Below are 17,967 nucleotides of genomic sequence, written 5' to 3'. Positions count from 1 at the left end.
GTCGATGTCGGTGAAGAATTGTGCGTCTTGAGCAGTTGTTTTGAAAACACCGATTTCGGCGCGGCCTGTGAGAGCAACATCAGCTGCTGCGATACCGGCTGTAGAAACCAGTGCAGTGGATGCAATAAGTAGTTTTTTCATCGTTTTCCCTCGAGAGTTTTACTTTTTAGGTGCACCTCAATTCAGGGAATCCGAACTGAGTCGCAGCATGTTTGTTACGGATTAGAGGGCTATTCAAGTAACCTAACGCAGCGCGAAAGCGAACAAGATCAATTGATGCAACGACGCCACAGTCTCTTTGACGCCGAAACTCGCGAAGAAACTATTCTTTCTTGTTCCAGCCCGCCTGCTCCGATATGACAGGGAAAACAACAGGCCGAGAGCATACATCCATGCCGATCACCCGTATCTTAAACTGGACAGCCACAAGCGCCCTAGTCCTTGCCCTTTCCGCTTGTGGCGGCAACGGCTTCTTAAGCAAGAACGAACGTCGCGAAAATGATGAGAACGGCTTCTCACGCGACTTCGATAGCGCTGCGCGCTCGAATGCTGTAAAAAATGGCAGCCGTTTAGGTGACTTGTTCAGCAACAACAGCGACCCGAATGTGACGTTGAAGGTTAACAAATACCTTTGGCGGGCTTCCCTGGATGTGCTGAACTTCATGCCGATCGAAGCCGCTGACCCGTTCACAGGCACCCTCGCGCTAGGATATGGTCGTCCGCAAGGGGGTGGTCGCGCGTATCGTGCAACCGTATTTATCACTGATCCGGCACTTGATGCTCGCTCCTTGCGCGTCTCGTTGCAAGGCGCAGGCGGTGCTGCAGTGTCGACACAAACCGCGCGAGCCGTTGAAGATGCGATTCTAACACGAGCGCGCCAACTTCGGATTGCCGACGGCAAGCTCTAACCACTGGACCTAGTCCAACCGCATCCCTATTACATGCGCCGGGCCTCATCGCCCGGCGCTTTTCGTATCCTAGGAAGACCAAATGTCCCGCTACAACGCACGCACCGTAGAACCAAAATGGCAAAAAGCTTGGGACGACGCCCAAACCTTCCTCGCCACACGCGACGAGACGCGCGAAAAATACTACGTCCTAGAGATGTTCCCCTACCCCTCGGGCCGCATCCATATTGGGCACGTGCGCAACTACACAATGGGCGACGTGATCGCGCGCTTTAAGTCGTCCTGCGGCTTTAGCGTATTGCACCCCATGGGCTGGGACGCCTTCGGGATGCCAGCGGAGAACGCGGCGATGGCCATCGGTGGCCACCCTAAGGAATGGACCTACGGCAACATCGCCGCCATGCGCGAGCAGATGAAGCCGTTGGGGCTGAGCATCGACTGGACCCGCGAATTCGCCACCTGTGACCCAGAGTACTACGGCCAGCAGCAAGCCATGTTCATCGACATGATGGATAAGGGCTTGGTCTACCGCAAGAACGCGACCGTGAACTGGGATCCGGTCGACATGACCGTGTTGGCCAACGAACAGGTGATCGACGGCAAAGGCTGGCGCTCCGACGCGCCGGTGGAGCGCCGCGAACTGACGCAATGGTTCTTCAAGATCAGCGATTGGTCCGAGGAATTGCTTGGTGCGCTGGACGGCCTCGACAATTGGCCGGAGAAAGTAAAACTGATGCAAGCCAACTGGATCGGGAAGTCTCGCGGCTTGCAATTTGGGTTTGAACGCACCGATGGCGGCGACCCGATTGAAGTCTACACCACCCGCCCCGACACGTTGATGGGCGCCAGCTTTGTAGGCATCTCGCCGGATCACCCATTGGCCAAAGAGTTGGAAGCATCTGATCCCAAAGCCGCCGAGTTCATCGCCGAATGCCGCAAAGGTGGCACCACCGCTGAAGCTTTGGAGAAGGGCGAAAAGATCGGGTACGATACCGGCCTCAAGGTGAAACACCCGCTGAACCCTGATTGGGAACTGCCTGTTTGGGTCGCAAACTTCATCTTGATGGATTACGGCACCGGCGCGATCTTTGCCTGCCCCGCCCATGATCAACGCGACTTGGACTTCTGCCGCAAATACGATTTGCCGGTGAATGACACGTTCTTTGCCTTGGATGACCAAAAACCGGTTGAGAACACCGCATTTGTGCCGCTGAAAACCGAGAAGGTGAAATGGGTCGACCATTTCGCGGGTCTTGATGTGGCCACTGGCGAAGACGCAGTGAACACCACAATCGACTTCGTAGAGAAGGCTGGTTGGGGCAAAGGTGTAACAAATTACCGTCTGCGCGATTGGGGCCTTAGCCGCCAGCGTTACTGGGGTTGCCCGATCCCTGTTGTGCATTGTGATGACTGCGGCGTGGTACCTGAGAAGAAAGAGAACCTGCCGGTTGAGCTGCCTGACGATGTGTCCTTCGACATTCCAGGCAACCCGCTTGATCGCCACCCGACATGGCGTGACACGTGTTGCCCCGCGTGTGGCAAGCCCGCGAAACGTGAAACCGATACGATGGACACCTTCGTCGATAGCTCTTGGTACTATGCGCGCTTCACTTCGCCGCGCGCTGACACGCCGACAGACATGGCGGATGCGAAGTACTGGATGAACGTCGACCAATACATTGGCGGCATTGAACACGCGATCTTGCACTTGCTTTATTCGCGCTTCTTTGCGCGCGCGATGCAAGAAACGGGCCACTTGCCTGCTTCTGCCAAGGAGCCATTTAACGCCCTGTTCACCCAAGGCATGGTCACCCATGCGATTTACCAGACCCGCGACGAGAACGGGCGCCCCGTTTATCACTTGCCAGAGGACGTCGACGAGGCAAACGCAACTCTGCGTGCAACTGGCGAGGCCGTAGAGGTCATCCCATCCGCCAAAATGTCGAAATCCAAAAAGAACGTAGTCGACCCTGTCGACATCATCGACCAATACGGCGCCGATACCGCCCGCTGGTTCGTCCTATCCGATAGCCCGCCCGAGCGTGACGTTGAATGGACCGCATCTGGTGCCGAGGCATCATGGAAGTTCCTTGGCCGTGTTTGGCGTTTGGCCGAAGACCTTGGCGATGGCGACGATAGCGACAAAGATTTGGAGCGTGCCTGCGCGACTGCGATCAACGAAGTGACACTGGGCATTGAGACCTTTGGCTTCAACAAGTCGGTGGCGAAGCTCTATGAATTCGCAAATGCGATCTCCAAATCCAAAGCCGGTCCAGGTGCGAAACGCAAAGCCGTCAAAGTCTTGGCGCAGCTGATGTCCCCTATGACGCCTCACTTGTCTGAGGAAATCTGGACGCATCTTGGCGGGGAGGGCTTGATTGCCAACGCCCCATGGCCCGTCGCAGATGAGGCCTTGTTGGTACAAGACACCATCACCATGCCGATCCAGATCAACGGCAAACGCCGTGCGGAAATCGGCGTGGCGTCCGAGGCCTCAAAGGAAGAGGTTGAAAAGCTGGCGCTGGCGCATGATGCTGTGGTTAGGGCTCTTGAAGGTCGCGAGCCCAAGAAACTTATTGTCGTGCCGGGTCGGATCATCAATGTCGTCATTTAACCGCCGCTTCTTCCTGCTTTCCCTGCCCGCCCTTGCGGCGTGCGGGTTTGAGCCCGTTTACGGCACGGGCGGTAGTGCGGAGAACCTGCGTGGCTCCATCCTTGTGGATGCGCCGACGACTCGGAACAGCTTTGACCTTGTCGCGCAATTGGAACAACGGTTGGGCCGTGCACAGGCTCCTGTCTACGGGATGAGTGTTCAGCTCGCGGTCTCGGAAGAAGGTCTGGCCATTACCGACACCAACGACATCGAGCGCTACAACGTTCTAGGCCGTGCCAACTTCGCTTTGCGCGACCTGGGCACCGATGAGGAAGTCTACTCGGGCAGCGTAAATACGTTCACTGCCTATTCAGCCTCTACCCAATCCGTCGCCACTTTGGCGGCTGAACGGGATGCCAACTCGCGGTTAATGACCGCATTGGCTGACAAGATCACGACCGACCTGCTGATAAACGCCGGTAAGTTCTGACATGAAGCTGGCCCCGAAAGACGCCCGCGCGTTCTTCGCCAAACCGGACCCGACACGCGCCGGTCTACTTATCTACGGCCCCGATGCCATGCGCATTGCGATGCGTCGCCAAGAAGTGATCACAGCCTTAGTTGGCCCGCAAGGCGAAGAGGAAATGCGCCTGACCCGCATTCCGTCCTCCGAGTTGCGCAAAGACCCTGCAATGTTGATGGACGCCATCAAGGCGCAAGGTTTTTTCCCTGGTCACCGCGTGGCTTTTGTTGAAGACGCCACTGACACTGTTGCCAAGGCTGTCGACGCTGCATTGAAGGACTGGCGGCAAGGTGATGCCACGATTCTAGTGACATGTGGTCAACTCACACCGCGCTCAGCCATGCGAAAGCTGTTTGAGGGGCACAACAACTCTTACGCAGCGGCGATTTACGCCGACCCGCCGGGCCGCGACGAGATTGAGGCCGAACTTCGCAAAGCAGGTGTGACTGACATCCCACCTGATGCAATGGGCGACTTGATGGACTTGGGCCGTGTGCTGGAACCCGGAGATTTCCGCCAAACCGTCGAGAAGCTGTCGCTTTACAAACACGGCGACACGACGCCTGTGACCTCGGACGACATCCTAAACTGTGCGCCTGCGACATCTGAAGCCTCACTAGATGATGCGCTTGATATCGTGGCTGAAGGCCGGTTTCAGGAAATCGGGCCGATCCTGACCAAATTGGAAGCCCAAGGCGTCGCTGCAGTGCGCCTGTGCATTGGCGCTACCCAGCATTTTCGCAAACTGCATTTGGCTGCGAGTGATCCTAAAGGGCCCGATGCAGGAATTGCGCGTGCACGGCCCCCTATCCCGTTCAAACGTAAGGACCGGATGTTGCGACAAGCCCGCGCTTGGGGAACCCACAAATTGGAAAGTGCGCTTCAGCTTCTAACCGACACGGATCTACAGCTCCGCTCCGCCAGCACCGCCCCGCAAATGGCGTTGATGGAGCGTGCCTTGATCCGGCTTGCCATGATGAACCGTAGATAAGGACAGCCCCATGTACACTTTGATAGGCGCCAACCAAACCCGTGCAATGCGTGTGAAATGGGCGCTTATTGAATTGGGATTACCCTTCACACAGATCGCAGCATCACCGCGCTCGGAGGATGCAACCGCGCATAACCCATCTGGCAAAGTGCCCTCACTTGTCGACGATGGGGCCACTTTGACCGACAGCGTCGCGATCATGACCTATTTAGCGGACAAGCATAACGGCCTGACGTTCAAGGCCGGAACTTTGGGCCGCGCGCGCCAAGACGGGTTCACACATTTCATCCTAGACGAAATGGACGCGGTCATTTGGACCGCCGCGCGCCATAGCTTTGTGCTGCCAGAAGACAAACGCGTGCCAGAAATCAAGCCGTCACTGAAATGGGAGTTCGCCCGATCTCAGGCCACATTGGTGGCACAAATGGGCGACGGCCCGTTCTTGATGGGCGAAGAGTTCACCATCGCCGACATATTACTGGGGCATTGCCTAGATTGGGCCCTTGCTGCAAAATTCGACATATCTGAGCCGCGCTTAGAAGAGTATCTTGCAAACCTTCATGCGCGACCCGCCTACAAGGAAGCTCGCTCCGATTAAATTGCCTTAGCGCAATGCATAGTCCGCCGCAGCCTGTCCCGCGAAGCGACCTGTGGCAAGGCAACCTGTGATCAGGTAGCCACCGGTTGGTGCTTCCCAGTCCAACATTTCGCCAGCTGCAAAAACACCCGGTCTGTCGCGTAGCATAAACTTGCGATCAAGCACATCGAACGAAAGCCCACCAGCCGTTGAGATTGCTTCGTCCATCCGGCGTGGCCCTTTATGCTGTACGCGAACGGCTTTGATGGTTTGCGCAAGCAAGGAAGAATCATCCGGCAAAGGACGCCCGAATTCCTGCAACAATGCCAGCTTCGCAGGGTCCAACCGTAGATGCTTTCGTAGATGGTTCGACAAACTGTTTTTACCGCGTTTGCGTTTCAGGCGGTTCGTGACTTCGGACATATCTAAGTCAGGTAGAAGATCTATCGTCAGCTCCGCCCCGTCGCGAACCGCACGAGACACTGCATACACACCGCCGCCTTCTAGCCCCTTGGCAGAGATCACCGCTTCGCCACGCAACTCGCCATTGAGAGCAATGTTTTTCAACGGTGCCCCAAAGTGGGTTTTCATATGCTCTGACCAATCCACAACGAACCCCATGTTCGCGGGTTTGAAAGGGTTTATATCCTTGGCGTCCAAGTGAGTGGCCCATGCACCGTCAGAGCCTAACTTGGCCCAAGACGCGCCACCCATTGCAAGCACGGTCACCTTGGGCGATAGCTCGACTCGGCCATCCGGCGTGGCAAACACGGTGGCGTCATCCTTCCAGCCCAACCAACGCCATCGGGTACACATGGTCACATTTTTCGCCTTCAGCCGCGTGAGCCAAGCACGCAGCAAAGGTGACGCCTTCATCGCCTTTGGGAACACGCGACCACTGCTACCAGTAAATATCTGCTGCTCCAAGTCCTCAGCCCACGCCATAACCTCGACAGCCCCAAACGCCTTTAGCGCAGGCATCAATTCGTCAGCACCGAAGGCGCGAAGAAACCTATCTTCAGGTTCGTCTTTAGTCAGGTTCAACCCCGACTTTCCCGCCATAAGGAACTTGCGCCCCGCCGACGGCTTTTGCTCAGCAACGGTCACTGTATGACCAGCATCCGCCAACATCTCTGCGGCCATCAGGCCGGCGGGGCCCGCCCCAATGACAAGGGCATCACTCACTTAGGCATCTCACCTTTGAACTCAACAACGCGGTGCGGATATGGAATCTTGATGTCGTTATCCTTCAGTGCATTCCAAATCAGGAACAGTACATCGGACGTGTATTTGTGGCGCCCGTCATCGATGCCGTTGACCCAAAATTCGACCGAAAAGTCGATGCCGCTTTCGCCGAAACCACGCAGCTCGCAATCAGCCGGGTAAGGCTTCATCAGCACGTCAGGATGCGATTGCACCGCCGCCTCTACGATTGCTGGAACCGCGTTGATGTCAGTGTCATAGGAGACGGAAAATTCCGCCTCATACCGGTTGGCGGAACCTTGATCCGAATAGTTCACAACACGGGTGACGATGAAATCTTCGTTGGGAACCACGATCCAGCGACCATCATAGGTTTCCAAGATAATCGCTCGCGCGGTCATCTTCACAATGGTCCCTGCTTCACCTCCGTCCAGCTCAACAAAATCACCAACGGTTGCTTGCCCTTCGAGCAGCAAGATTACGCCCGAAATAAAGTTCGAAGCGATTTTTTGAAGACCGAAACCAAGGCCAACACCAATTGCACCACCAAGCACAGCAAGACTAGCAAGGTTGACGCCCATGATGTTCATCAACAACAAGAACGCGGCGCCGAAGATGGTGATCTCAATCGCCTTGGCCGCAAGTTGCCGTGTCGCAGGGCGCAAGTCCTCTTGCTTACGGATCATTGCCGCGCTGTGATCATTTGACCAGCGGCCGAGCCAGAACAAAATCGCCCCCGCTATCACGCCACGAACAATGGCCATTAGCGAGAATGAGATGTTACCAACACCGACTTGAAAATCGGTAAGCGCCGAAGTCGCCACATCCAGCATCCCAAGTGCGTAAAGCGCAGCAACTGGGATTAGAACGAACTTGCCTAGCAGCTTTAAGAATGGCTCAGAGATAATCCGGCGAACAAGAATCCGTGCCGCGAGGAACAAGAAAACCCGTTTCCCAAATGCGATGACAGCGCCACTATCAAACAAAGACCGGACAACTTGCTCGCCAGCAGCGGTAAAAACATACGCCAGCAGTGGCAACAGCAGCGGCAAGAATTGCAAAACGAAACGGCGCACAGTGGAAACAAGGCCCACCGCTTCCTCAGGTGGCGTTAGAACCCGTAAGAAGACCTTGTTCAGTCGACGGTTTAGAAACCATGCCAGCCCAAATGCTACAACGAGCAACATGAACTGAGACCACGCGGCCGGGCTGGTTAACCAGCTCAACGCAAGCTCCACGCCTTGCTCGCCGTAACCAATCATTTTTTGAACGAACGGGTTGCTTTCCATTGATCTCACCTTTGTATGCTCGGAGCTGCTAAATGTTTCTATTCGCAGAGTTGGCGCATTGAAAGCATCCGAACCCCCACAGTGTTCAATTAGCTGACTAGTTCAGAAGGGTTTTGATTGCGGCGGCATGTTTTGGCTTCGCTGCGACCACATCCGCGGCAAGATCTTTAGCAATTTTCAACAATTGCTCGCCTTCGACAATTCGGTCCACCAAACCCCAATCCAAAGCCTCCTGCGCCTCAATCTTTTGACCACCCATCAAAATCATCTTCGATCTGGAGGGGCCTATCAACGCCTTAAGCCGGATCGGATCGGACGGCTGCGGCAGAAACCCCAACTTCATGACCGGGTAGAAAAACTTTGCCGTTGGCACGCAAAGCCGCAGATCGCAGGCCAAAGCCATGCCCATGGCTCCGCCTGCGAGTGTGCCGTTCAAGGCCGCCACGCTCAAACCCGGAAAATCCGCCACGGCTTTGGACAACCGCTCCCAAATGGGATCGACGGCCAGCCCCTTTTTTGCAGCGTCTAGATCAGCGCCCGCGCTGAACACCTTGCCTTCACCTGTTAAGATAATGGCTTGCGCCTCGTCCGCGGCAGACTCGATTGCAGTTGCCATATCCTTCAACATGCGGCGCGTTAGCGAATTAGCCTTCTCGGGCCGGTTTATCTTTATCACCCAAATGGCGTCACCCTTACTCACGTCAATCACCCTTCGACACCCACGCGTCTTCGCACATCTTCATCCCGCAATGAAATCTCTTCACCAAGATAGGAATCTGCATCTGCTCCGCACATCCACAAAAGTGCTTTGGCGGGCCAATCTGCTGGAATGTGCACCGACGGGTCTAAAGCGCTGACAGGGTTGATGCCGCTCGCCTTGATCTTCACCTGCATTTCAGTCGCCACGGTTCCAGGGGATAGCCCCATCACGCGAAGGCCAGCGTCCCCGTGTTCTTTTTGAATGCAACGGGTCAACATCGCGGCACCCGCCTTAGAGGAGCAGTAGGCACTCCACCCCTCAAGAGGGCCATGTGCAGCACCGGAACTGATGTTTAAAATGGTGCCTTTTCCCTGATCCAACATCGTCGGCAAAACGGCTCTTACGCCGTAATAGACACCTTTTAGGTTCACATCGATCAGCTTACCCCATTCCTCTGGGTCACTATCTTCAAGTCGCGCGATGGGGTCGATCAGACCGGCGTTATTGACGAGAATGTCGATCCGGCCAGTCTGCTCCAACGCAGTGGTGACTGCCCGCGTCCAATCCTCGTAGTTCGAGACATCGCAGTTGCAAACAATCGCGCGCGCACCGATCTCAGCCGCCAGCACTTCCATGTCTCGCGCACTTCGCGCAAGTAACACAACATGTGCACCTGCAACTGCCATAACCCGCGCGGTATCCGCACCGATACCTCGGCTCGCACCAGTGATCAGTGCCGTTTTTCCTGTCAGATCAACCATGGTTCTCTCCAATAACATTCGCACCATCTGACCCGCAGGACACCGCACTTGCAAGTGATCCTTGCGCAACTTGCCTTGCAAGCGGCCCCCCATAAGACTACCTCCAATCATAGATTTACCGGAGCCAACTATGTCCCAAGACCTATCCGCCCTAACAGATCGCATGCTGCACGCCGCCAAAAAGGCTGGCGCAGAGACCGCAGATGCGATCGCCATTGACGGTACATCCGTGTCCATCGATGTGCTTGGTGGCAAATTGGAGCACGCGGAGCGGTCCGAAGGCGTGGATATCGGTTTGCGCGTCATGATTGGCAAACAACAGGCGGTTGTATCCTCTTCTTTGTTTGACGACGCAACACTATCGACCATGGCTGAGCGCGCCGTTGCGATGGCCAAGGAAGCCCCAGAAGACCCCTACATCGGACTAGCGGAAGCTTCACAGTTGGCTACGGATTGGGATGTCGACGCGCTTGAGCTTTACGACCCCACGACCGAGCCAAGCCCAACCGAGCTGGAAGATGACGCCAAACGCGCCGAAGCCGCCGCATTGGCGCATGAAGGTATCCAACAGGTGCAATCCGCCTCCGCAGGGTACGGACAGCGGCGCATCCAATTGTCGACCTCCAACGGGTTCTCGGGCGGGTATCAACGCTCCAGCCGCAGCTTGTCCTGCGTCGCCATATCCGGCGAAGGCGCTGACATGGAGCGCGATTACTTTGGCGAAGGTCGGATTTTCCAAAATGAGCTACCTAGCCCCGAAGACGTAGGACGGGTCGCGGCCGAACGCACAGTCGCCCGCAAAGGCGCTCGCCGCCCCAAAACAGGGTCTTATCCGGTGATCTTTGATGAACGGATTTCATCTTCTTTAGTCGGACATCTGCTCGCCGCATCCAACGGCGCTATGATCGCGCGCGGATCATCTTGGTTGATGGATAAACTTGGTGAGAAAATCCTGCCTAGCGGCCTGTCGATTGTTGAGAACCCGCACCGCCCGCGCATCTCAGGATCTAAACCGTTTGACGGTGAGGGGCTGGCAACAGCACCGCGCGACATCGTTCGAGATGGTGTCCTGCAAGGATGGACCTTGGATTTGGCGAATGCCCGCAAGCTGGATTTACAAAGCACCGCATCTGCGGCGCGCGGCACCTCTGGGCCCCCATCCCCAACAGTGTCTAACATCGCACTAACTCAAGGTGATCGTAGCCTAGAGCAAATGATGAAAGACATCGGCACAGGGCTTTGGATCACATCAATGATTGGCTCTACGATTAATCCAAACACAGGTGAGTACTCGCGTGGCGCCTCGGGCATTTGGATCGAGAACGGCGAACCTACACATGCAATCAATGAATGCACCGTCGCAGGAAACTTGCTTGAGATGCTAGCTACCATTCAACCCGCCAACGATGCGAAGACACATCTTTCGCGCGTCGTTCCGAGCCTGTTAGTAGAAGGTTTGACTCTTGCCGGTGACTGACGATCTAAGCCTTTTAATTGATGCAGCCCACGCCAGTGGCGAAATTGCGCGCAAGCATTTCAATGCCTCGCCCGAAGTATGGGACAAGGCAGACAACGCAGGCCCCGTGACCGAGGCCGATCTGGCAATCGACGCGATGCTTGGCGCTGAGCTGCTCTCTGCTCGCAAAGACTACGGATGGCTATCGGAAGAAACCGAAGATGGCAGCGCACGTCTGCAAAATGACCGCGTCTTCATTGTCGACCCAATCGACGGCACACGCGCCTTCATCGCGGGCGAGCGCCATTTTTCCCATTCGCTTGCCATAGCCGAGAATGGATTGGTCACCACAGCGGTGGTCTATGTCCCGATGATGGACCTGATGTTCGCGGCGACCAATGCCAGTAAATCGACCCTAAATGGTGAGTTTATCACCACCACCAAAACTGATTGCCTTGATGGCGCTACGGTCCTTGCCGCAAAACCTAACCTGCGTCCAGAATTTTGGAATGGTGACGTTCCGCCTATTCAACGCAAATTCAGGCCCTCCCTAGCCTACCGCCTGTGCCTTGTTGCACAAGGGCGTTATGATGCCATGCTGACGCTGCGCGATTGTTGGGAATGGGACATTGCGGCAGGTGATCTGATCGTGCGCCAAGCCGAAGGTACGGTCACCGATCGGCACAATGCTCCGTTGGTGTTCAACAACCCTCATCCCAAAACCAAAGGGTGCCATGCCGCAGGCGCTGCGATGCACAAAGAGCTGCAAGCCTGCATTCGCCAACCGGCAGATCAATAAGCCCCTGTCACTGTCAGCGGCCTTGGCGTATTGTCCTACCAGATAGAGCAACACTGGAGAACTCCCATGGCCCAACGCCTGCACCTCGTCTTTGGCGGTGAATTGATTGACCCCACAAAGAACGCGTTTAAGGATGTGGAAGATATCCACATTGTTGGGATGTACCCAAGCTATGCTACGGCATATGACGCATGGAAATCCGAGGCACAAAAGACTGTGGATAACGCACATATGCGCTACTTCATCGCTCATATTCACCGCCTGCGCGATGAAGAGGCCGAAGCATCTTCAACCGAAGAACTTGGCAGTTAAGTAAGCGCTCGTCACGTCGCTATGGCGTTTTCCCCCATGTTGGCACTATACCTGACAGCTTCTCGCTGGATGGTACCGCTCGCAAATCGCAAGCTGGCTACACGGCTGATTGAAGGCAAGGAAGATCCCGACCGGATCGAGGAGCGGCGAGGAATCGCATCGCACCCTCGCCCTCAGGGAGAATTGATCTGGTTTCACGCCGCTTCGGTTGGTGAATCCTTGTCCTTGCTGGACTTGATCGAATCTCTGATTGATGAGAGGCCGGACATAAATGTGCTGATTACAACCGGCACACGTACATCAGCTGATTTGTTGCAATCCCGTTTGCCGGATCAAACAATTCACCAGTTCGTACCCTTAGATGCCCGTCCATTTGTTCGCAGCTTTCTGGACCATTGGAAACCGGATGTTGCGATCTGGACCGAAAGCGAATTGTGGCCGGCATTAATCCATGAGACGCACGACCGAAACATCCCGATGATTTCGTTAAACACGCGTATGTCAAAAGATTCATATAATAAATGGATCCGCATTCGCGGCGCGGCTCAGGTGTTGCTAAACCACTTTGACCTATTCTTGACGCAAGACAAGATCACCGCTGAACACCTGCTGCGCCTAGGGGCCTCACCAGATATTGTTCAGGTTAACGGATCGCTGAAAGAAAGCAGTGGGGCCTTGCCTTATGACGAGGAAACGCGCCAAGCAATATCATCATCCTTGGAAACCCGTCCAGTATGGCTTGCCGCCTCTACCCACCCTGGCGAAGAGGACATCGTTGCAACAGCACATCGCATGGCCCAGCGTGCATCGCCTCGCTTGCTACTCATTATCGCCCCAAGGCACCCTGAGCGCGGCCCAGACATTGCCGAAACCTTACGCAAACAAGGCTGGCGAGTGGCGTTGCGATCAGAAGGCGTAGAGCCTGATGCCGTGATGGATATCTACATCGCGGACACATTGGGCGAGATGGGCCTATGGTATCGCATCGCGCCGTTCAACTTCCTCGGCGGCTCTCTCGTACCGATCGGCGGCCACAACCCCTATGAGCCAGCCGCCTTAGGATCAGCGATTTTACACGGCCCACATGTTGCTAATGCTCAAGACGTCTATGATCGGCTTGATGCGGCAGAAGGCGCGCGCCATGTCGCAGATCCACAAGGCCTTGGTGAAGCCGTCATTCACCTATTGGAACCACATACATCCGCTGCCATGGCCCACGCGGCGTGGGAGGTTAGCAGCGAGGGCGCACAGGCCTCCGAGAGCGCCTTTACGGAAATCATCGCGGCGCTTGATCGCTCTGTCGGAGGCAATTGATGCAACCTCCGAAGTTTTGGCATCGCCCCCCAGGCCTTTGGTCAACGCTCCTGTCTCCACTAGGCGCAATCTATGCTGCAGGAACTGCTCAGCGATTGGCGAAAGCCAAATCAATTCAACTGGAAATTCCTGTCATTTGCGTCGGGAACATCAACGCGGGCGGGACTGGAAAAACTCCAACAGTCGTGGCCATCGTCCAGAGACTTCTGGCATTAGGTCACCGCCCACATATCGTGTCTCGCGGTTATGGAGGGTCCATCAAGTCCGCCACGCGGGTAGATGAACGAGCGCATAATTCAGACGACGTCGGGGACGAGCCGCTGTTGCTAGCTGCATTCGCACCAACTTGGGTTTCCCCTGACCGCACAATAGGCGCTCAACTCGCAGCTAGCCAAGGCGCAGACGTGATCGTTTTGGATGACGGCTTCCAAAACCCGGGATTGCATAAGGATCTAAGCCTAGTTGTTGTCGACGCGGCGCGCGGGTTCGGGAATGGAAAAGTGCTACCCGCTGGGCCGCTACGAGAGCCTGTCAGCGTAGGAATGAAGCGGGCCGACTTTGTCCTGAGCATAGGCCCTAAAAGGGCTCAAAATCACTTTATACAGACTTGGGGGGCCCCAAGCTGTCCGCACCTGAAGGGTCATTTGGCGCCGTTGCAAACGGGTATGGATTGGCAAGATAGCCGCGTCTTAGCTTTCGCAGGTATCGGGTATCCGCAAAAGTTCTTTAGCACTCTGCAAGAGTTGGGTGCGAACGTCGTTAAGTCGGAAGCTTTGGACGACCATCAACCATTGTCAAAACCGCTAATGCTGCGTCTTGAAAATGAGGCGAAACTACTTGGCGCACAACTGGTCACAACCGAGAAGGACGCAACCCGCTTGCCCGATGAGTTTCGGGCCAAGGTGCTAACAATTCCGGTCCGTTTGGAAATCGAAGATTGGTCAGCACTGGATGCAGCGCTGACCAAGATTTTCTAAGCTTACAAGGCGGCGTCGAGAACTTTTTTCAGATCATCATAGCTCATGTTTTCGTGGTGCTGACCGTTGATGATCAATGTCGGCGTCGCACGAACCCCATCAGCCGTGGCATTCTCTTGGTAGAATGCGGTCAATGCGGCGGCCTTCTCACCATCTGTCAAGCATGCTTCCAGCGTCTCATCATCCAGACCCGCTTGCTTACCAAATTTACGAAGGTTCGCGGCGATTTGTGCGGGCTCGCCCTGTGTCCACTCACGTTGTTGTTCAAAAATCAAATCAGTGATGCCAAAGTAACGATCCCCGCCGCCACAACGTGCCACCATGCCCGCCCACAGGCCGTAGCGATCAAAGTAAACTTCGCGAAACACGAACTTCACCTTACCTGTGTCGATGTAGTCTTTCTTAAGCTGTACTAGCACGTTCTCATGGAATGATTTGCAATGTGGGCAAGTAAACGACGCATATTCGACCAATGTGATCGGAGCGTCTTCTGCACCCAGGCTCATATCTTTGATACTAGACGTATCGACATCACTTGCGGCCGCCGTTTGAGCATTCACTTCGGTGACAGGAGCAGTGTTGTTGCCATTCAGCACAAAAGCGCCAAGACCGATGGCTATAACGCCTGCGATTGCAATCAGGATATTGCGGTTCATTTGCTTAAATTCCTTCTCAGGTGTTCGAAGTTCTGGCCATGACATTTTGGCCTAGTTGTTCCAATGCGCGACGGAGGCCGTCGCTCTCTACATCGCTAGCAAGTTGTTTGCTCGCGGATACGACATGCTCAGATGCGGGATCTTTTACCTTTGGCGCAGATTTAAAGCTCCGCTGCCCTTCGTTAAAACCAACAGGGGCAGTTTGGGTAATGCGAACGCGACTAATGGCAGAATACCCATAACAAGCGTTAACTTTCTCACGAATTTGCGGCAACATTTGTTGAACCAAAGGGGCGGTCGATCCGCTACACAAGACCGTCAAAGTCGCGCCAAACCCTTCACGGCCATATCCAACGTCTACAGGGTGGGCCATGCGAGCAGTGTCTTCACCCACGATTTCACTCCAATGCGTCAAAAGACGCATAACGGCGAAACCGCGTTGCTCTCCGGCTTTGCGAACTTGGCCATCAATAAATCCGGACATCGCGGAAAACCCCTTAGAGCCACGGCGCCGGAATGGCGTGCGGCCTTTGGTGGTAGTTGCGGAATATGGCGTCTGCTTGCGAGTCACGGAAATTGCCTTAGGTTGCGCAAACAACCTAACGCTTCACCCTCGCGGTGTCAGATAAAAGCGACCAAATGAAAGAATAAACTTTGCGTGAACTTGCCTCTTCAGACACTCTGCTTGCTTGGTATGACCAACATGCGCGCGCACTGCCATGGCGAGTTCCACCGTATGAGCGTGCACAAGGCGTTACACCCGATCCCTACCGGATATGGTTAAGCGAAGTGATGCTACAGCAGACGACGGTTGCGGCGGTCAAAGATTATTTCCTCAAATTCACCACTCTTTGGCCAACCGTTTCCGAGCTTGCAGCCGCCGATGATGCAGATGTCATGGCCGCGTGGGCCGGATTAGGCTACTACGCCCGAGCGCGTAATTTACTGAAGTGTGCGCGGGTTGTGGCCCATGAATTTGGGGGGAACTTCCCCACAGATCGCGACGGGTTGCAGGCCTTACCGGGAATTGGCCCCTATACGTCTGCCGCAATATCATCGATCGCATATGACCTCCCCGAAACGGTTTTGGACGGGAACGTTGAACGCGTCATGGCTCGGCTGCACGAAATAACAACCCCGTTGCCAACTGCTAAACCGAAGTTAATGGCCCTCGCGGAGGTCCTAACACCGTCCAAGAGGGCGGGTGATTACGCACAAGCAGTGATGGATCTAGGGGCCACAATATGCACTCCGAAAAACCCTGCATGTGGAATTTGCCCGTGGCGCGACCCTTGCGTGGGGCGAAAAGCAGGCAGCGCCGCCGAATTACCGCGAAAACTGCCAAAGAAACCCAAACCGACACGGCGTGGTGTTGCCTATGTCGTACGAAACTCAAACGGGGACTGGTTGCTTGAGACACGCTCCGAGAAGGGTTTGTTGGGTGGAATGCTTGGCTGGCCGGGATCGGAATGGGGAGATAATCCAGCCCCAGCACCCCCTGTTCATGCGACTTGGGAGCGCGAAGGCATGGAAGTTCGCCACACATTTACACACTTCCATTTGATCCTTGAAGTAATGACGACAACGATCGATTCAGAGCCTAATACAGGGAATTACATCCCCCACCACGCATTCAAACCTTCTGCCCTACCCACAGTTATGCGCAAGGTTTTTGACGCGGCGAAACATCGCTTCGAGTAGAATTGTAGGCACGGCATGAACGGGTTACAGTTCTTGTGAAATATCCTGATCCCACAAAGGTGAATCATGACAACCTTACCCTCCGACGACGTCTCGAAATTTAGTGCTGCAGTCCCATTCTGGCTATCACTCGTGATGATCCCGCTAACGCTTGTTGGAGCTTCGCAAGGTGGATGGTGGCTGGCACTTTTGCCACTCTATGGCTGGGGGATGTTTACTGTTCTGGATGCAATTACCGGCCTGAACCTCGACAACGCAGACTTGGAAACCACCGAGGATGACTTGTTTTGGTACCGCGCCATTACGATTGCTTGGTTCCCCCTACAGTTCTTACTGATATTTGGCATGATCGCATATGCCACACGGGCGCCCCACCTAAGTGGCGGCGAACAGATCGCGCTCTTCTTTGGCATCGGCGTAGTTTCAGGCACTATTGGGATAAACTATAGCCATGAGCTGATGCACCAAAAGAATAGGCTTGAGCGCTGGCTCGGTGATCTGCTTTTGGCGTCGGTATTGTATTCACATTTTAGATCCGAGCATTTGCTAACTCACCATCGCTATGTCGCGACGCCGAAAGACCCCGTCACGGCGCGATACAATGAAGGATTTCACCGTTACTTCCCACGAGTTCTTCGCGAAAGCGTTCTATCTGCTTGGGGCGCCGAGAAGGCGATGCTAGAGCGCAAAAACCTACCTGCATCAGATACCTCCAACCCGTTTTATCGGTACGTGGCCTTACAAGCTGCCATGCTACTTCTGGCATTTATGATCGGTGGTTGGGCCGGACTTGGGCTGTTCGTCTTACAAGCTTACATCGCGATCTGGCAATTAGAGCTGGTGAACTACATTGAACATTACGGGCTGACTCGCAAACACTTGGGTGAGGGTAAGTACGAGCACGTTCAACCTCGGCACTCATGGAACGCGGCACATCGCGCGTCGAACTGGCTGTTGATCAACTTGCAACGCCATTCAGATCACCATTACAAACCGGACCGCCGCTTTCCTCTGCTGCAAAACCATACAGCAGAAGACGCGCCGCAACTGCCTTATGGGTACCCCGTGATGACAATGGCCGCGATGGTTCCTCCGGTCTACCGGCGCATCATGAATCCGAAGGTTCGCAAATGGCGCGCGATGTATTATCCGGAGATCACTGATTGGGCACCGTATAAGACCGCGACCAATCCGGTGCCTCGGTAAT

At 55.1% G+C, this 17,967-nt stretch carries 18 protein-coding genes; 12 read left to right on the top strand and 6 right to left on the bottom strand.

Annotation, left to right across the window (positions count from 1 at the left end):
• Positions 1-392 precede the first annotated feature (392 nt).
• The 5 genes from ABJN86_RS01165 to ABJN86_RS01145 all read left to right on the top strand — a co-directional run bounded on the left by ABJN86_RS01165 (position 393) and on the right by ABJN86_RS01145 (position 5,613).
• A complete protein-coding gene (locus ABJN86_RS01165; protein ID WP_348362621.1) occupies positions 393-908 on the top strand; it encodes a DUF3576 domain-containing protein in 516 nt (171 codons plus the stop codon).
• A gap of 82 nt (positions 909-990) precedes the next feature.
• On the top strand, positions 991-3,522 hold the full coding sequence (gene leuS, locus ABJN86_RS01160; protein WP_348362619.1) for a leucine--tRNA ligase: 2,532 nt from the start codon (positions 991-993) through the stop codon (positions 3,520-3,522).
• On the top strand, positions 3,509-3,991 hold the full coding sequence (gene lptE / locus ABJN86_RS01155; protein ID WP_348362617.1) for an LPS assembly lipoprotein LptE: 483 nt from the start codon (positions 3,509-3,511) through the stop codon (positions 3,989-3,991). The genes leuS and lptE overlap by 14 nt, the downstream gene beginning before the upstream one ends.
• A 1-nt stretch (position 3,992) precedes the next feature.
• On the top strand, positions 3,993-5,015 hold the full coding sequence (gene holA, locus ABJN86_RS01150; protein WP_348362616.1) for a DNA polymerase III subunit delta: 1,023 nt from the start codon (positions 3,993-3,995) through the stop codon (positions 5,013-5,015).
• 10 nt (positions 5,016-5,025) lie between these two features.
• Entirely contained in the window at positions 5,026-5,613 is a 588-nt protein-coding gene (locus ABJN86_RS01145) for a glutathione S-transferase family protein (RefSeq protein ID WP_348362615.1), read from the top strand.
• Between the two features lie 6 nt (positions 5,614-5,619).
• Here ABJN86_RS01145 and ABJN86_RS01140 read toward each other — a convergent pair whose 3' ends face one another.
• The 4 genes from ABJN86_RS01140 to ABJN86_RS01125 form a co-directional block, all read right to left on the bottom strand.
• Complete coding sequence (locus ABJN86_RS01140; RefSeq protein WP_348362613.1) at positions 5,620-6,777, bottom strand: TIGR03862 family flavoprotein; 1,158 nt, start codon at positions 6,775-6,777, stop codon at positions 5,620-5,622.
• Entirely contained in the window at positions 6,774-8,084 is a 1,311-nt protein-coding gene (locus tag ABJN86_RS01135; protein WP_348362612.1) for a mechanosensitive ion channel domain-containing protein, read from the bottom strand. The genes ABJN86_RS01140 and ABJN86_RS01135 overlap by 4 nt, the downstream gene beginning before the upstream one ends.
• Positions 8,085-8,181: 97 nt before the next feature.
• On the bottom strand, positions 8,182-8,793 hold the full coding sequence (locus ABJN86_RS01130; RefSeq protein ID WP_348362610.1) for an enoyl-CoA hydratase/isomerase family protein: 612 nt from the start codon (positions 8,791-8,793) through the stop codon (positions 8,182-8,184).
• Positions 8,790-9,545 carry an SDR family oxidoreductase gene (locus tag ABJN86_RS01125; RefSeq protein ID WP_348362609.1) on the bottom strand — a complete coding sequence of 252 codons (756 nt, stop codon included), beginning with the start codon at positions 9,543-9,545 and terminating at the stop codon, positions 8,790-8,792. Before ABJN86_RS01125 ends, ABJN86_RS01130 begins: the two co-directional genes overlap by 4 nt.
• A gap of 130 nt (positions 9,546-9,675) precedes the next feature.
• Here ABJN86_RS01125 and ABJN86_RS01120 point away from each other — a divergent pair, with 130 nt between their 5' ends.
• From ABJN86_RS01120 to lpxK, 5 genes are all read left to right on the top strand, one after another.
• Entirely contained in the window at positions 9,676-11,022 is a 1,347-nt protein-coding gene (locus ABJN86_RS01120) for a TldD/PmbA family protein (RefSeq protein ID WP_348362607.1), read from the top strand.
• Positions 11,015-11,800, top strand: coding sequence for a 3'(2'),5'-bisphosphate nucleotidase CysQ (locus ABJN86_RS01115; RefSeq protein ID WP_348362606.1), 786 nt, complete (start codon positions 11,015-11,017; stop codon positions 11,798-11,800). The genes ABJN86_RS01120 and ABJN86_RS01115 overlap by 8 nt, the downstream gene beginning before the upstream one ends.
• Positions 11,801-11,866: 66 nt before the next feature.
• The gene (locus tag ABJN86_RS01110; protein ID WP_348362605.1) at positions 11,867-12,112 is read left to right on the top strand and encodes a DUF4170 domain-containing protein; all 246 of its coding nucleotides are present in this window, start codon (positions 11,867-11,869) and stop codon (positions 12,110-12,112) included.
• A 36-nt stretch (positions 12,113-12,148) separates the two neighbouring features.
• Positions 12,149-13,426 (top strand): 3-deoxy-D-manno-octulosonic acid transferase, encoded by a 1,278-nt coding sequence (locus tag ABJN86_RS01105; protein ID WP_348362603.1) that lies wholly within the window; start codon positions 12,149-12,151, stop codon positions 13,424-13,426.
• The gene (gene lpxK / locus ABJN86_RS01100) at positions 13,426-14,403 is read left to right on the top strand and encodes a tetraacyldisaccharide 4'-kinase (protein ID WP_348362602.1); all 978 of its coding nucleotides are present in this window, start codon (positions 13,426-13,428) and stop codon (positions 14,401-14,403) included. The genes ABJN86_RS01105 and lpxK overlap by 1 nt, the downstream gene beginning before the upstream one ends.
• Before the next feature lie 2 nt (positions 14,404-14,405).
• On the opposite strand, the gene ABJN86_RS01095 is transcribed toward lpxK, so the two are convergent.
• Both ABJN86_RS01095 and ABJN86_RS01090 read right to left on the bottom strand, forming a co-directional pair.
• Complete coding sequence (locus ABJN86_RS01095; RefSeq protein WP_348362601.1) at positions 14,406-15,059, bottom strand: DsbA family protein; 654 nt, start codon at positions 15,057-15,059, stop codon at positions 14,406-14,408.
• Between the two features lie 16 nt (positions 15,060-15,075).
• Complete coding sequence (locus ABJN86_RS01090) at positions 15,076-15,543, bottom strand: DciA family protein (protein ID WP_348362600.1); 468 nt, start codon at positions 15,541-15,543, stop codon at positions 15,076-15,078.
• Between the two features lie 170 nt (positions 15,544-15,713).
• Here ABJN86_RS01090 and mutY point away from each other — a divergent pair, with 170 nt between their 5' ends.
• Both mutY and ABJN86_RS01080 read left to right on the top strand, forming a co-directional pair.
• Complete coding sequence (mutY, locus tag ABJN86_RS01085; RefSeq protein ID WP_348362599.1) at positions 15,714-16,760, top strand: A/G-specific adenine glycosylase; 1,047 nt, start codon at positions 15,714-15,716, stop codon at positions 16,758-16,760.
• 66 nt (positions 16,761-16,826) lie between these two features.
• Positions 16,827-17,966: an alkane 1-monooxygenase gene (locus ABJN86_RS01080; RefSeq protein WP_348362598.1), complete on the top strand. Its 1,140-nt coding sequence runs from the start codon at positions 16,827-16,829 to the stop codon at positions 17,964-17,966.
• The last annotated feature ends 1 nt before the right edge of the window (position 17,967 follow it).

Source organism: Litoreibacter sp. (assembly GCF_039974535.1).
Classification (GTDB): domain Bacteria; phylum Pseudomonadota; class Alphaproteobacteria; order Rhodobacterales; family Rhodobacteraceae; genus Litoreibacter.
Note: the sequence above shows the minus strand (reverse complement) of the source record. Positions and strands in the feature narration are given on the sequence as shown.